This is a genomic window from Paenibacillus sp. FSL R10-2736, from assembly GCF_038000245.1.
GTDB classification, from domain to species: Bacteria; Bacillota; Bacilli; order Paenibacillales; family Paenibacillaceae; genus Paenibacillus_AQ; species Paenibacillus_AQ phytohabitans.
Genome location: NZ_JBBOBN010000001.1, coordinates 127527 through 141786, shown reverse-complemented (window position 1 = coordinate 141786; position 14260 = coordinate 127527). Strand labels below are relative to the sequence as shown.

The 14260-nt window shown below is 52.8% G+C and carries 12 protein-coding genes; 1 reads left to right on the top strand and 11 read right to left on the bottom strand.

Annotated features, from left to right (window positions below):
• Positions 1-12: 12 nt before the first annotated feature.
• Positions 13-561: a type II secretion system protein gene (locus tag NSQ73_RS00585; RefSeq protein ID WP_052422133.1), complete on the bottom strand. Its 549-nt coding sequence runs from the start codon at positions 559-561 to the stop codon at positions 13-15.
• Entirely contained in the window at positions 545-1150 is a 606-nt protein-coding gene (locus NSQ73_RS00580) for a type IV pilus modification PilV family protein (protein ID WP_340985090.1), read from the bottom strand. The genes NSQ73_RS00585 and NSQ73_RS00580 overlap by 17 nt, the downstream gene beginning before the upstream one ends.
• A 206-nt stretch (positions 1151-1356) precedes the next feature.
• On the opposite strand from NSQ73_RS00580, the gene NSQ73_RS00575 reads away from it, so the two are divergent.
• The gene (locus NSQ73_RS00575) at positions 1357-2160 is read left to right on the top strand and encodes an alpha/beta hydrolase (protein WP_042240201.1); all 804 of its coding nucleotides are present in this window, start codon (positions 1357-1359) and stop codon (positions 2158-2160) included.
• A 232-nt stretch (positions 2161-2392) separates the two neighbouring features.
• Here NSQ73_RS00575 and argH read toward each other — a convergent pair whose 3' ends face one another.
• The 9 genes from argH to prfB form a co-directional block, all read right to left on the bottom strand.
• On the bottom strand, positions 2393-3808 hold the full coding sequence (gene argH, locus NSQ73_RS00570; protein WP_340985089.1) for an argininosuccinate lyase: 1416 nt from the start codon (positions 3806-3808) through the stop codon (positions 2393-2395).
• 138 nt (positions 3809-3946) lie between these two features.
• On the bottom strand, positions 3947-5182 hold the full coding sequence (locus NSQ73_RS00565) for an argininosuccinate synthase (protein WP_340985088.1): 1236 nt from the start codon (positions 5180-5182) through the stop codon (positions 3947-3949).
• Between the two features lie 688 nt (positions 5183-5870).
• Entirely contained in the window at positions 5871-6839 is a 969-nt protein-coding gene (argF, locus tag NSQ73_RS00560; RefSeq protein ID WP_336101358.1) for an ornithine carbamoyltransferase, read from the bottom strand.
• Positions 6836-8128, bottom strand: a complete 1293-nt coding sequence (locus NSQ73_RS00555; RefSeq protein ID WP_340985087.1) for an acetylornithine transaminase — start codon at positions 8126-8128, stop codon at positions 6836-6838. Before NSQ73_RS00555 ends, argF begins: the two co-directional genes overlap by 4 nt.
• Before the next feature lie 151 nt (positions 8129-8279).
• Positions 8280-9095 carry an acetylglutamate kinase gene (argB, locus tag NSQ73_RS00550; protein WP_340985086.1) on the bottom strand — a complete coding sequence of 272 codons (816 nt, stop codon included), beginning with the start codon at positions 9093-9095 and terminating at the stop codon, positions 8280-8282.
• A gap of 266 nt (positions 9096-9361) precedes the next feature.
• A complete protein-coding gene (gene argJ, locus NSQ73_RS00545; RefSeq protein WP_340985085.1) occupies positions 9362-10594 on the bottom strand; it encodes a bifunctional ornithine acetyltransferase/N-acetylglutamate synthase in 1233 nt (410 codons plus the stop codon).
• Between the two features lie 22 nt (positions 10595-10616).
• Positions 10617-11672, bottom strand: a complete 1056-nt coding sequence (gene argC, locus NSQ73_RS00540) for an N-acetyl-gamma-glutamyl-phosphate reductase (protein WP_042140218.1) — start codon at positions 11670-11672, stop codon at positions 10617-10619.
• Positions 11673-11855: 183 nt separating this feature from the next.
• Positions 11856-12740: a YitT family protein gene (locus tag NSQ73_RS00535; RefSeq protein ID WP_042140219.1), complete on the bottom strand. Its 885-nt coding sequence runs from the start codon at positions 12738-12740 to the stop codon at positions 11856-11858.
• A gap of 97 nt (positions 12741-12837) precedes the next feature.
• Positions 12838-13951, bottom strand: a protein-coding gene (prfB, locus tag NSQ73_RS00530; protein WP_340985084.1) for a peptide chain release factor 2 whose coding sequence is annotated in 2 segments (ribosomal slippage) — positions 12838-13878 and positions 13880-13951 — 1113 coding nt in all. Because the reading frame shifts where the segments join, the coding sequence is not laid out codon by codon here.
• Positions 13952-14260 lie beyond the last annotated feature (309 nt).

Below are 14260 nucleotides of genomic sequence, written 5' to 3'. Positions count from 1 at the left end.
GGCAGCATCCTCCTAGAATCCAAATTTACTCTTCATTTCCATGGTGTAGTCCCTGCCGTCATACTCCTGTGCCAATTGGAGTGTAATCTCAATCAGTCCGCTGCCACACGGAGAAGCGCTTGTACAGAACCTGCCGTCAGGCGTTGCAGAGGAAATGAGTGAACCGGTCAGATCTGATTTAACTGACGTCCGGGAGTCATTGGAAGGCTCCTCTGTTTCGGTGCCAATAACCAGCTTCCCTTGAGTGAAAGCTATCTTGACCACCTCAAAGCTAGGATCTGTATCGCTTTTCTTCTTTTTTAGAAGAATTCCATCGTTGGTGTTCGTTCTCTCTACCCGCTCCGGGGCAAATGTATATAATTCATTTATAATTGAAGACATAATAATATCCGCTTCATCTCTGAGAGAATTTTCGATTGTTATTTTATGATAGCTGCGGAATCCAAACATAGTGACCATAGAAATGATGCCCACAATCATTGAAAATAAGGTTATGGCGGCAATAAGCTCAATTAGCGTGAAGCCCTGCTGTGACTTTAGCCGGTCAACGTATTTTTTCATCGGTAATATAACCCTCCACCACCGTGCTGACTGTATTCGCATTGGGACCGCCCGGTCCAGTAACTTTTACTTGTACCGGAATCAGATAAGGGGCCATTTCTTGTTTGCGGGTGTCTATGGCATCCTCCCCTCCACTGCTGCTCTTTCCCGCCAGCATATCCTCATGCAGCTTTGCCTGATAAGTTATATTTACCTCATATTGGATATTGTTGATAAAAGGATTCAGCACTTCAGGCAGCACCCCCGAATTGATAAACCCCGCATTATTATATAAACAAGAAGCATCTTTACACTGCTCTGCTTCAATAACAGGGTGTACAGCACTTTGGCTAGTTTCTTTTACATTAAAGTATTGGCCCATAGCCTCAAAATCCTGCTTCTCCATATAAAAGAGCGCATTACGCGCCAGATTGACCATGATCGTCTTATTCTGGTTCGATTTCGAATAGGACAGCGCATTGGTGAAGTAGGAGGTTAGCACCAGAGAAACTATCGACAAAATCACGATGGCTGCCAGCACCTCAATCAGCGTAAATCCCTCTTCCCTGCCCCGCTCCCGGTTTCGGTTCCACTTGTCTCTCCAAGACATCCTGTTCGCTCCCTATGCTCTATTGAATTCAATCATCGGTCTTGAGTCCTGCACTCTTCTCCGTCTCTCTGAATCTTTCTACCTACTTCCATTATATTCTTTCAACTCCGGCACCAGCAATGCTTGCAAGGAATAAATCTAGAGATTTCTACAATTTATATCGTTTAGCGGCTGTGCTATTATTTGGGCTGAAAGGGGATATGCGAATGGCTTTAATCGAATGCAAGTTTTATTCGGAAGTGCTGGGGCTGAACACCTCGATGACCGTGATTCTGCCGCAGCAGACTACTACACAGATCGGAATGAGCAATGTGTCACGGGGGAATCTTCACCCTACGCTATACTTGCTGCACGGCTTATCCGATGATGATTCGATCTGGCTGCGCCGGACCTCGATAGAGCGTTATGTCGCGCAGATGGGCATTGCCGTTGTTATGCCTCAGGTCCACCGCAGCTTCTACACCGACATGGCGGCGGGCGGACAGTATTGGACATTTATCAGTGAGGAGCTGCCGGCGCTGGCCCGTTCGTTCTTCCCGTTGTCAGCGAAACGCGAGGATAACTTCGTGGCCGGACTGTCGATGGGCGGTTATGGAGCGATGAAGCTGGGACTGCGCAAGCCGGAGACCTTTGCCGCTGCCGCGAGTCTGTCCGGTGCCCTGGATATGGCCCATCATTTCATGAACTGGGAAGATAAATCGCAGAAGACGAAGGAGTATATGCAGATTTTTGGAGACAAGGACATTGCAGGCACGCCTGAAGACCTGCTGTGGCTGCTGAAGGAAGTGGACCGCTCCAAAGGGCCGAAGCCCCTTCTCTATCAGTGCTGCGGCACCGGGGATTTCCTCTATGAGGACAATCAGACTTTCCGTAAGGCCTGCTCCAAGACCAAGCTGTCACTGACTTACGAGGAAGGGCCGGGCGAGCATGAATGGGGATATTGGGATACCAAGATCCGTGATGTACTGAACTGGCTGCCACTCGGCAAAGCAAAGTCCGCTGACTTGTAAGCGGGTACCCGCCACGCATGTGAATTATAACTTTATTCCCTGCAAAAAAAGACTGTCCTCCCGCATCCTATCGATGCGGTAGAGGACAGTCTTTTTGAAAAGATAAGAATTTATATGCTTTGCACAATAAATGATCCTTATCTTTCTCGCTGAAACGATACCGTCCTTATTAAAGGACGGTATCGTTTCCACTTGTTGATTCAGTTATATCCGCTGCCAGCTTAGCTGCTTCTTATTGTGCAGCATCCCCATGCTGCACAACCCATTCGTTAGCCGCCAGCAGAGCTGCCTCGGCCCGTTCAATGGCTGCCTGCACCTGAACAGTAGCTGTGCCGCCGTATACGTTACGGGCGTTCACAACCGCCTCCGGCTGCAGTACAGCGTAGATCTGGTCATCGAACAGCGGCGAGAACTGCTTGAATTCCTCCAGCGTCAGATCCAGCAGGAATTTGCCTTCGTTAATGCAGTACAATACTGTCTTGCCGATAACCTCATGCGCCTGACGGAAAGGCAATCCCTTGCCCACCAGGAAGTCAGCGATATCAGTAGCATTGGAGAAATCGGTGTTGACGGCTTCACGCATGCGCGCCTTGTTCACCTTCATTGTGGAGATCATCGGCGCGAACAGCTGCAGCGCTCCTGTCAGCGTAGCTACCGTATCGAACATGCCTTCCTTGTCTTCCTGCATATCCTTGTTATAGGCCAGCGGCAGCGATTTGAGGACAGTCAGCAGCCCGATCAGGTTGCCGTAGACACGGCCTGTCTTGCCGCGTACAAGCTCCGGCACATCCGGGTTCTTCTTCTGCGGCATGATGCTGCTGCCGGTACAGAAGGCATCGTCCAGCTCTACGAAGCTGAATTCTGTGCTGCTCCACAGCACCAGCTCTTCGCTGAGCCGGGACAGGTGAGTCATCACCAGCGCTGCGTTGGCCAGGAACTCAACGATGAAATCACGGTCGCTGACAGCGTCCAGGCTGTTCTCATAGACGCTGTCGAAGCCAAGCTGCTCTGCCACAAAGTGGCGGTCAATCGGGAACGTTGTTCCCGCTAGCGCCCCTGCACCCAGCGGCAGCACGTTGATCCGCTTGTAGCTGTCGGTCAGGCGCTCCGCATCGCGGCGGAACATAGATACATAAGCCAGCAGATGATGCGCGAACAGAATTGGCTGAGCGCGCTGCAGATGGGTGTAGCCCGGAACAATAGTCTCCACATTGTCCTTGGCTTGCCGGATCAGCGCTTCCTGCAGCTCATGCAGGAGAGCCACCAGCTCTACTACACGGTTACGCAAGTAGAGATGCATATCCGTCGCTACCTGATCGTTACGGCTGCGGCCGGTGTGCAGCTTGCCGCCGACCGGGCCGATCTCTTCGATCAGATTCTTTTCAATATTCATATGGATATCTTCATCGGCTACGGAGAACACAATCTCTCCCGCACGCACCTTATCCAGTACCTTATTCAGTCCGTTCTTGATCGTCTCCACATCATCCTGCGGCAGAATCCCGCATTTGCCCAGCATCGTGACATGCGCCAGACTGCCCTGCACATCCTCTTCTGCAAGTGCCTTGTCGAAACCGATGGAAGCCGTATATTCCTCCACCAGCTTGTTCGTTCCCTTGGTAAACCGTCCGCCCCACAGCTTGCTCACCTGTTGTTTCCTCCTCGATTGACGTTAGAAGGGCCGCCCCTGTCCGGATGGGAGGAACGGCCTTCTTCTGTCCGCTTATATTGTGCGATGCTGTATAAATTCTTATATTTTGAAAAACCGCTAAGCGGCTAGATGCTGCTACTTGTTGGACTCTGCTACGCCGGCCGATACCTTAAGGCGCAGAGCATTCAGACGGATGAAGCCAGTGGCATCTCCCTGATCATATGCCTGTGTAGGATCTGCTTCCATAGTAGCGATATCCGGGTTGTACAGGCTGACCGGACTCTTTACACCGGCTCCAATGATGTTGCCTTTGTACAGCTTGACGCGTACAGTACCGGTTACGTTCTTCTGGCTTTCCTTCACCAGGGCCTGCAAGGCAAGCCGTTCAGGAGCGAACCAGAAGCCATTGTACACAAGCGTGCTGTAACGGGTGATCAGGCTGTCCCGCAGGTTCATCACTTCACGGTCCATGGTGATCGACTCCATTTTGCGGTGAGCGGTGAACAGGATCGTTCCGCCTGGTGTTTCGTACACGCCGCGGCTCTTCATGCCGACGAAACGGTTCTCCACCATATCGACGCGTCCAATGCCATGCTTGCCGCCGAGCTCATTCAGCTTCTCCATGACTTGCAGCGGGGATAACGGTTCGCCGTTCAGCGCTACGCAGTCGCCCTTCAGGAAGTCCAGCTCCAGATATTCCGCTTCATCCGGAGCATCTTCCGGCGCATTCGACAGCAGGAACATTTCCTTGTTCTCCGGTGCGCTTGGATCAAACCAAGGATCTTCCAGCACGCCGCTCTCATAGCTGATATGTAGCAGGTTACGGTCCATCGAATACGACTTCGCTGCTGAAGCTTGTACCGGAATGCCGTTGGCCTCAGCGTAAGCGATCATTTCCGCACGTCCCGGGAACTGGTTGCGGAACTCTTCCAGACGCCAAGGTGCAATTACTTTGATGCTTGGGGACAAGGCTGCGGCGTTCAGTTCGAAACGCACCTGGTCATTCCCTTTGCCGGTTGCCCCGTGAGCAATAGCAGTTGCGCCTTCGGCGATGGCGATGTCCACCATACGCTTAGCGATCAGCGGACGCGCGATGCTTGTGCCCAGCAGATATTGGCCTTCGTAGAGTGCGCCCGACTGGAACATCGGGTAGATGAAATCATTCGCGAATTCGTCGCGCAGATCATCGATGTATACTTTGGAGGCGCCGGTCGCCAGTGCTTTCTCCTCCAGGCCGTCCAGCTCTTCCTTTTGCCCGATATCGGCTGTAAAAGCAATAATCTCCGCGTCATACGTTTCTTTCAGCCATTTCAGAATGACTGAGGTATCCAGCCCGCCGGAATAGGCGAGTACGATTTTTTCTTTTGCCATGGGGGTGCAACTTCCTTTCGTTGTGGGGGAGGTTATAAGATCAACTGCAATCTCATAATCGGGTTTTAGACGTCACTGCAGAGAATATTTGGACTTTCGGCCGCTGTTGTCTCCAGATATCTTTGAATATACCGCTGTAGCGGACAATATCCGGAGACAAAGGCGGACGCTACCGCTCCTACAGTTCCAAAATTCCCTTTCGATCCTTCTATCCCTCTTATTTCAATCCAGTTCATCTTATATAGGTTTGTATATAAGATAAGATCCAAACAGGCTTACCCCTGTTTTACTCTAAGATTCAATCAACTAACAGAACTTACATAGGCCTAGTACAATGTCAGATTTAAACTAGTGAAAAACTACTTTGGTAAATCGCTTGCTGAGGGTTTGCAGAAACCCGATTACGGTATATATGCAGGCTTAATTGTACTTTATACAACTAAATCGTCTGATTTTCAACCGATTATCCATTTAGTTGTATTTCGTACAATTAAACTGCCAGTTGTACGCGGTTTTCACCTATTCAGGCAGATTTAGTTGTACAGACTACAGTTATAAGAGGCAAGCCTCCCTTTTCGCTGTTTTTAATTGCACAGTATACAACTATCACTGAATTTCACTTGGATCTGAATACATCAATTGCTTCCTTGTTGTATTAAATTACTTCTTTAGTTCTGGTTGTACTAGGTTAGCCCATCAAAGCAGCCATAAGCGCCTTCTGCGCATGCAGGCGGTTCTCCGCCTGATCGAAGATAACGGAGTTCGGTCCGTCAATGACACCGGTGCTGACCTCTTCCTCACGGTGGGCCGGCAGGCAGTGCAGGAACAGATAGTCGCTTTTGGCACCCTTCACGAGTTCCTCATTGACCTGATAGTCCTTGAATGCCGCCTCACGCGCCAGCTGCTCGGCCTCGAAGCCCATGCTCGCCCATACATCCGTATAGATCACGTCAGCGTCCTGTACCGCCTCCTGCGGGCTGCGGGTAACGGTGATGACCGAACCTGTCCCCTTGGCGATCTCGCGCGCCTCGGCCACTACAGCCTCATCTGGCTCATAACCTTCCGGTCCGGCGATAGAGACATGTACGCCCAGCTTGGCACCGCCGATCAGCAGGGAATGCGCCATGTTGTTGCCGTCGCCGATATACGCGAGCTTCAAGCCCTTCAGCTTGCCCTTGTGCTCGTACACGGTCTGGTAATCCGCCAGCACCTGGCACGGATGCGCCAGATCGCTCAGGCCGTTGATAACCGGAACGGATGCATAACGGGCTAATTCTTCCACTTTATCATGGCCGAAGGTACGGATCATGATACCGTCCAGATAACGCGACATCACCTGCGCCGTATCACCAACCGTCTCACCTCGGCCGAGCTGGATATCATTTTTGCTGAGGAACAGCGCATGGCCGCCCAGCTGATACATGCCCACTTCAAACGATACGCGTGTACGGGTTGAGGATTTCTCAAAAATAAGTCCGATCGTCTTGCCCAGCAGCGGCTGGTAGACTTCGCCGTTCTTAGCTTTGCGCTTCAGCTCAATCGCCAAATCAATCAAATACGTAATTTCCTCCGGGCTGTAATCATTCAGCTCCAGAAGATCACGTCCCTTGAGCTGTGCGGCGATAGTCTCTGTAACGCCCGTTGTTCCCTGACTCATGAATCTGCCTCCCCGTTTCCTTTGTTAGCATAAGTATGAATTAGTTCCGAAAGGATGTCCACCGCCTGGTCGATCTCCTCATGGGTTACGTATAAATTAGGCAGCAGGCGAACGACATTCGGTCCGGCTTGGACGAACAGCAATCCGCGTTTCTGTCCGGCCAGCACAATCTCGGCCACAGGCTCTGCACATTCAATTCCGATCAACAGGCCCTTGCCGCGGATATCCTTCACGAAGGTAGTGTCCGCCAGCTTCTCTCTAAGCAAGCCGGTCAGATAATCGCCCATCTCAGCAGCCCGCTGAGCCAGCCCGTCTTCCAGCATTGTCTCAATCGTCGCTTCCATAACCGCTGCCGCCAGCGGTGTGCCGCCGAAGGTAGTCGCATGGCTGCCCGGGCTGAAGGCCTCACGCAGGTAGCCCTTGCCCAGCATGACGCCGGCAGGGAAACCGCTGGCCACGCCTTTGGCCAGGGTGAAGATATCCGGCTCAATGCCGTAATGCTGATGGGCGAACAGCTTGCCGGTACGGCCCATGCCGGTCTGCACCTCGTCTACGATCAGCAGCAGTCCATGTTCCTTGCATAACGAGACTACAGCGTCAAGGAATTCCTGCTGCACTTCAATCACGCCGCCCTCAGCCAGCACCATCTCCAGCATGATCGCTGCCGTATGCTCCGTGATTGCAGCTTTCAGTGCCTCCAGATCATGCAGAGGCACAGTCTTGAAGCCTGCCGGAAGCGGCAGGAAGCCTTCTTTTACCTTCGCCTGCCCTGTTGCTGTCAGTGTAGCCAGCGTGCGGCCGTGGAAGGACTGCTCGAACGTGATCACTTCATAGCGGTCCGCACCCTTCACCTTCTGGTGATACCGGCGCGCCAGCTTAATCGCTGCTTCATTCGCTTCCGCTCCGCTATTGCAGAAGAATACCTGATCTGCACAGCTGTTGTCTGTAAGCAGCGCAGCAACCCGGTCCTGGCCCGGAATGTGGAACAGGTTCGAGACGTGCCACAGCGTATCAATCTGTTCCTTCAGCTTCGCGCCGACCTTCTCCGGGGCATGGCCCAGGCTGGTTACAGCGAGTCCGCACATGAAATCCAGATATTTGTTCCCCTGATCATCCCACACCCAGCTGCCCTTACCCTTGACCAGACTGATATCATATCTGGCGTACGACGGGAATACCGCACTCAGCTTGGCAGGAGCAGCAGCGGCCCCCTGTCCCTTCGTTTCCACAGAACGTTCCTGCGGCGCCCCCGTCAAAGAATCCTTATCTGCCTGTGTAAGCTCACTCATTCTCAGTCACTCTCCCACCATGCTGCTGCCGGATTACCGTCAGCGCCTCTAATTTACTTTCTGCTCTACCAGATACCCATCTGCCAGATGCCAATCAGATCAACCTTGCACTCTCTATACCACTCCGGCAGCTAAGCTGCTAACTGCATAATTATCGGACAATCCGCGTCCCCAGCTCTTCGCCCTGCAGCACCCGGCTGAGCACATTCGGCTCTTTGCCGTCGACAATGACAACCTCAGATACCTTGCCCTGGATGCAGTCCATGGCTGCGCGTACTTTGGGAATCATTCCGCCGTAGATTTCACCATCCGCAATCAGTTCCTCAATCTGCGCCACCGTAACAGACGGGAGCACAACCTTCTCTCCGTCCAGCACACGCATAATTCCCGGCACATCCGTAACCACGATCATAGTAGGCGATTCCACAAAAGATGCCACCGCTCCGGCAGCTGTATCCGCATTAATGTTGTAACGCTGACCGCCGCCATCCACACCAATAGGGGCGATTACAGGGATGTAACCCATCGCGAGGATACCCGTCACAATCTCCGCTCTGACCTCGGTTACTTCTCCCACCATACCCAATACATCGCTGTTCGCAACCGGACGCGCCATAATCAGGTTGCCGTCAACTCCGGATAATCCGAGCGCCTGCCCGCCGGTGGCTTGAATCCGGCGGACAATCGCCTTATTAATGCTTCCAGCCAGCGTCATCTCTACCACATCGAGCACTTCTTCCGTCGTCACCCGCAGGCCGTTCACGAAGCTGCTCTCAATCCCAAGCTTCTCCAGATTCCCCGAGATCGCCGGACCGCCGCCATGAACAATGACAGGCTGAACCCCGCTTCGCTGCAGCTCCCGCAAATCCTCAAAGAACGAATCCGGCAGCGCAGCCAGCGTACTCCCGCCGCATTTCATCACGAACAGGCCACTGCCCAGCTGCTTCTCTATAGGTTCAAACGTCATCTCTCAGTTACCTCCCTATATAAGCTGAACTTAAGATACTAACTTTAAGCTCAGTCGTCACTACGGTGAATATTTGGATTTCCGGCCGCTGTTGTCCCCAGATTTCTTGATTGATTGATACCACTATTGGCGGTGGAAATCCGGTGACAAATGCGGTCGCTAACGCTCCTACAGTTCCAAAATCCCCCTCCGATCCTTATCGCTTTTTGTTGGTTTCTTGTATTCCGCTTATATAGAAACTTATACCCGCCGCCAACCAGCGCAGATCAGGTGCGGTACGCCGCATTAATGCGCACATAGTCGTAAGTGAGGTCGCAGCCCCAGGCTGTAGCACTTCCGCTTCCGTCTGACAAGGTTACCGTGATCAGTACGGTATCACTTTTTTGCAGATAATAGAGAGCCTTCTCTTCGTCAAAAGCCACCGGACGCGACGCCCGCAGCACCTCTATATCTCCCAGCTTAATGTCTACCTGTTCCGGCGATACCGGAACTCCCGCACGGCCTACAGCAGCGATAATCCGTCCCCAGTTGGCATCCGCCCCGAAGATCGCTGACTTCACCAGGCTTGATCCGACTACAGTCTTGGCAATCGCAGCAGCACCTTCATCATGCACTGCACCATTCACCTGCACTTCGATCAGCTTCGTCGCACCTTCCCCGTCACGGGCAATCGCCATCGCCAGACTGCGGCACACATGCGTGAACGCTGCGGCAAAAGCCTCCCAATCCGGATGCAGACGCGTCAGCTTCTCATTTCCCGCCAGGCCGCTCGCCATAGTGACCAGCATATCATTTGTGCTAGTATCTCCATCTACTGTAATCATATTAAAAGTAGAGTTGGTTGCACTGCGCAGCAAACTAAGCAGATCCTCAGCATCAATGACTGCATCCGTGGTCATGAAGCCCAGCATCGTCGCCATATTAGGATGAATCATACCTGAACCCTTGGCCGCACCCGCAATCGATACCTCTGTACCGCCGACCGTCAGCTTGACGCAGCTTTCTTTTTTGACCAGATCCGTTGTAAGAATCGCTTGGCTGAACTCCTCTGCACCCGCAGCACCGCCATCCAGCTTCTCCGGCAGTCCGGCGATGCCGCTGCGCACACAGTCCATCTTCAGCAGCTCCCCGATTACCCCGGTCGAGGCTACCGCAACATCCAGCTCGTTCACGCCCAAATAACGGGCAGCTGCAGCGCGCATCTCATACGCATCCGCTTCACCCTGATCACCTGTGCAAGCATTGGCATTTCCGCTGTTCACGATTACCGCCTGCAGTGTCCCGTTCGCCAGACTCTCCCGCGTTACCTTCAGCGGAGCCGCCTGAAACACATTCGTGGTAAAAACCGCAGCAGCCGTCGCCGGAACCTCGCAGAGAATAGCTCCGAGGTCGTTACGTTCGGTTTTTTTGAGACCGCAATGCAGCCCTCCTGAAGTGAAGCCCTTAGGTGTAGTAATACTTCCGCCTTCCACGACGGTATATAGTTTGTTCTCGCTCATGTTATAGTTTGACCGCTGCACATTATGGATACACTGGTGTGTAACCAAGACCGCGGGTTTCCTCCCATCCCATCATCAAATTCAGGTTCTGAATCGCCTGTCCTGCAGCGCCTTTAACGATATTGTCGATGACCGACACAATGGTGACCCGTCCTGTACGTGCGTCTGTGGCGAAGCCGATGTCGCAATAGTTCGATCCGCTGACTTCCTTCGTCGCCGGAACCACTCCGGGCTCACGCACCCGCACATACGGTCTGCCTGCATAATACTTACGGTATAATTCCACGAGCTCCTGCTCGCTGTGTTCTCCGGTCAGCCCGGCATACATCGTGCTCATAATTCCCCGGGTCATCGGCACAAGATGCGTAGTGAACGTTACCGTTACTTTTTCCCCGGCGATATCCGTAAGCACCTGCTCAATTTCCGGGATGTGCTGATGTTTGTTGATCTTGTAGGCTTTGAAGTTCTCATTGATCTCGGCAAAATGAACCATCAGGCTCGTTCCCCGTCCCGCCCCGGACACCCCGGATTTCGCATCAATAATGATACTGTCCGGTTTGATCCAGCCTGCCTCAAGCGCCGGAACCAGTCCCAGCAGCGTAGCTGTGGGATAACAGCCGGGATTAGAGATGAAATCCACACCGGCCGCACGCTCGCCGTATACCTCGCATAACCCGTATACCGCCTGCTGCAGATAAGCTTCCGGAGGAGCGGGATGCTTATACCACTGCTCATACTCCGCGCCATCCTTCAGCCGGAAATCCCCGGACAGGTCGACGACCTTGAGTCCGGCTTCGAGCAGCTGAGGCACCAGCTTCGCGCTCACACCCGAAGGAGTAGCTGTGAATACGACATCCGCCCTGCCGGCAATCTCTGCCGCATCCACACCATCCAGATTACGCTGCACAATCCCTGTTAAATGAGGGAAGCCTTCCTCAATCGGTGCACCGGCGCTCGAAGAAGATATTACTGAAGTAATCTCTATATCAGGGTGGCTCTGCAGCAGCCTGATCAGCTCCACGCCCCCATATCCCGTTGATCCGACAATCGCCGCTCTCAGCTTACCTGTCACTGTCATCCCCGCTTCCCGTTTCTGCTTTATATCATTATTACCTGTGAATAACCGTTCTGCAAATATGTATTATTATACGACCGAATTAATATAAATACAACATGTAACGTTAACTTTATTCCGATGTTCCCACTGGAAACAGCCATGCCTTTTATCAAAAGAAAAGCGCAGAGCTCCCCTAAAGGGAGTCTACGCTTCTCTTTTGAAACCTTCGCCCAGCACTTCATGGGCTTCCGTAATAATTACAAATGCACTCGGATCTACCGAGCGGACGATCGCCTTGAGCCTCGTAATTTCATTCTGGCCTACCACGGCCATCAGTACAGTACGATTGTCTCCGGTGTAGCCGCCTTGCGCATTCAGCTTGGTCAGCCCGCGGTCCAGATCATTCAGAATCGCCTGCGAGATATCCTCCGTCTGATCGGAGATGATATACGCTACCTTCGTGGTGCTGAAGCCTACCTCCAGCGCGTTGATTACCTTGCCCGTCACGAACAGCCCGATCAGTGCATACATTGCCTGTTCCATGCCCAGCACAAAAGCAGCCAGCGTAATCACCGTACCATCCAGCAGCACGACGGACAGCGAGAAGCTGAAGCCGGTAAGCTTTTGAATAATCTGCGCGAGTATGGTCAGTCCGCCCGTTGATCCGCGTCCACGGAAGACCAGGCCAAGCCCCAGACCCACACCAATTCCTCCATATATAGAGGCAAGCAGCGGATTCGTAGTCGGTACCGGACCATCCTTGGTCAAGAAGATAAACAGCGGCAGCACAAAGCTCCCCAGCAGAGAGCGGATGCCGTACTGTTTACCAAGGAATATGACCCCGAGAATAAAGAGCGGAATATTGAGCGCCCACTGGGTAAAAGCCGGCTCCGCCCCAAACCAGGCCTCGGCAAGCACCGACAACCCCGATACCCCGCCGGAAGCAATCTGGTTCGGGAGAAAGAACAGATTGAACGCCAGCCCTGTAATCAGCGAGCCGATCAGAATGAGCGCAATATCCACTGTATGACGCAGCGGCCCGTTTAGCGGGATGAGCGGAGGTTTGTTGCGTGAATTGATTTTTTGCATGGATGCCCTGCTCCTTAGATGTGATCTTACTGTCCTTGTTATTCTTTTCAGAAAAAAATCCCTACACCTCCGAAGACGCGTAGGAATATCCATGCCCTTATTCAGTTTCCGTCTTGATCTGACTGCGCAGATAGCCGTCAATGAAACCATCCAGGTCGCCGTCCATCACCGCTCCGACGTTGCCCGTTTCTACAGAAGTACGGTGATCCTTCACCATGCTGTAGGGGTGGAACACATAGGAACGAATCTGGCTGCCCCAGGCAATCTCCGATTGTTCGCCGCGGATCTCATCGAGATGCGCCTGCTGCTCCTGGATTTTGCGCTCATAGAGCTTGGAACGCAGCATCTTCATCGCCTGTTCCCGGTTCTTGATCTGTGAACGTTCATTCTGGCACGTTACCACGACTCCGGTTGGCAAGTGGGTAATCCGCACCGCCGAGTCCGTAGTATTGATATGCTGACCACCCGCGCCGCTGGCCCGGTACGTATCGATCTTCAGATCCTCTGTACGGATATCTACTTCCACATCGTCCGCAATCTCCGGTACCACATCGCAGGATACGAAGGAGGTATGCCGTCTGCCCGAGGAGTCAAAAGGCGAAATGCGCACCAGACGGTGTACACCTTTCTCTGCCTTCAGGTATCCATATACATTGTAGCCTTTAATCAGCAGTGTTACACTCTTGATGCCTGCTTCATCACCCGGCAAATAATCAAGCACGTCTACCTTGAAGCCCCGCTTCTCCGCCCAGCGTGTATACATGCGCAGCAGCATCTGGCCCCAGTCCTGGGATTCTGTTCCGCCTGCACCTGGATGCAGCTCCAGAATCGCGTTCAGCTTATCGTACGGCTGATTGAGCAGCAGTTGCAGCTCGAACTCATCTACCCTGCTGCTTACACTGCGGATCGTTCCGGCAATCTCAGACGCAAGCGCGTCATCGCCTTCTTCATCCGCCAGCTCCGCCATCATCGATGCATCGTCATAATCCTGCTGCAGCTTATCGTATTGATCGACCACCGACTTCACGGCGTTCATCTCGCCAATAACGCTTTGCGCCTTCTCCGGCTCATCCCAGAACCCGGGCGCTGCCATCTTTTCTTCAAAGTTCGCTATAATCTCCAGCTTAAGGTCTAAGTCAAAGTGACCCCCTAAGATTGGTTAGTTTCTTGCCTATTTCACGCAGGTCCTGCTTCACATTAGGATCGATCACTTGGATCACATCACCTTTCAAAATAAAATATTGCGCCGGCCGCTGGGTTTGGAGGTTTTGCGGACAGGGGGAGATGCAGCTTCTGCCGCTGCATCATTGCTCTTAAGAAATGCCTATCGGTGTACGCCGTAACTGCGGGGAATGTTTGGACTTCCGGCCGCTGTTAGGATTGAATTTCCTCATTCAAACTGCTCATCGCAGTAGAAATTCAATCCTAAAGGCGGACGCTGACGCTCCTACAGTTCCAAACTTCCCCTCCGCCACTTCCACCTCAATTACAGTTCTACAGAGCCATTCCGTTCGCTTCGC

Excerpts from the sequence above, each read along its gene's own strand:
- NSQ73_RS00555 (WP_340985087.1), bottom strand. The coding sequence starts at position 8,128 with ATGAGTGAGCTTACACAGGCAGATAAGGATTCTTTGACGGGGGCGCCG.
- argJ (WP_340985085.1), bottom strand. The coding sequence starts at position 10,594 with ATGAGCGAGAACAAACTATATACCGTCGTGGAAGGCGGAAGTATTACT.
- argF (WP_336101358.1), bottom strand. The coding sequence starts at position 6,839 with ATGAGTCAGGGAACAACGGGCGTTACAGAGACTATCGCCGCACAGCTC.
- NSQ73_RS00535 (WP_042140219.1), bottom strand. The coding sequence starts at position 12,740 with ATGCAAAAAATCAATTCACGCAACAAACCTCCGCTCATCCCGCTAAAC.
- NSQ73_RS00580 (WP_340985090.1), bottom strand. The coding sequence starts at position 1,150 with ATGTCTTGGAGAGACAAGTGGAACCGAAACCGGGAGCGGGGCAGGGAA.
- NSQ73_RS00575 (WP_042240201.1), top strand. The coding sequence starts at position 1,357 with ATGGCTTTAATCGAATGCAAGTTTTATTCGGAAGTGCTGGGGCTGAAC.
- argB (WP_340985086.1), bottom strand. The coding sequence starts at position 9,095 with ATGACGTTTGAACCTATAGAGAAGCAGCTGGGCAGTGGCCTGTTCGTG.
- argC (WP_042140218.1), bottom strand. The coding sequence starts at position 11,672 with ATGACAGTGACAGGTAAGCTGAGAGCGGCGATTGTCGGATCAACGGGA.
- NSQ73_RS00585 (WP_052422133.1), bottom strand. The coding sequence starts at position 561 with ATGAAAAAATACGTTGACCGGCTAAAGTCACAGCAGGGCTTCACGCTA.
- NSQ73_RS00565 (WP_340985088.1), bottom strand. The coding sequence starts at position 5,182 with ATGGCAAAAGAAAAAATCGTACTCGCCTATTCCGGCGGGCTGGATACC.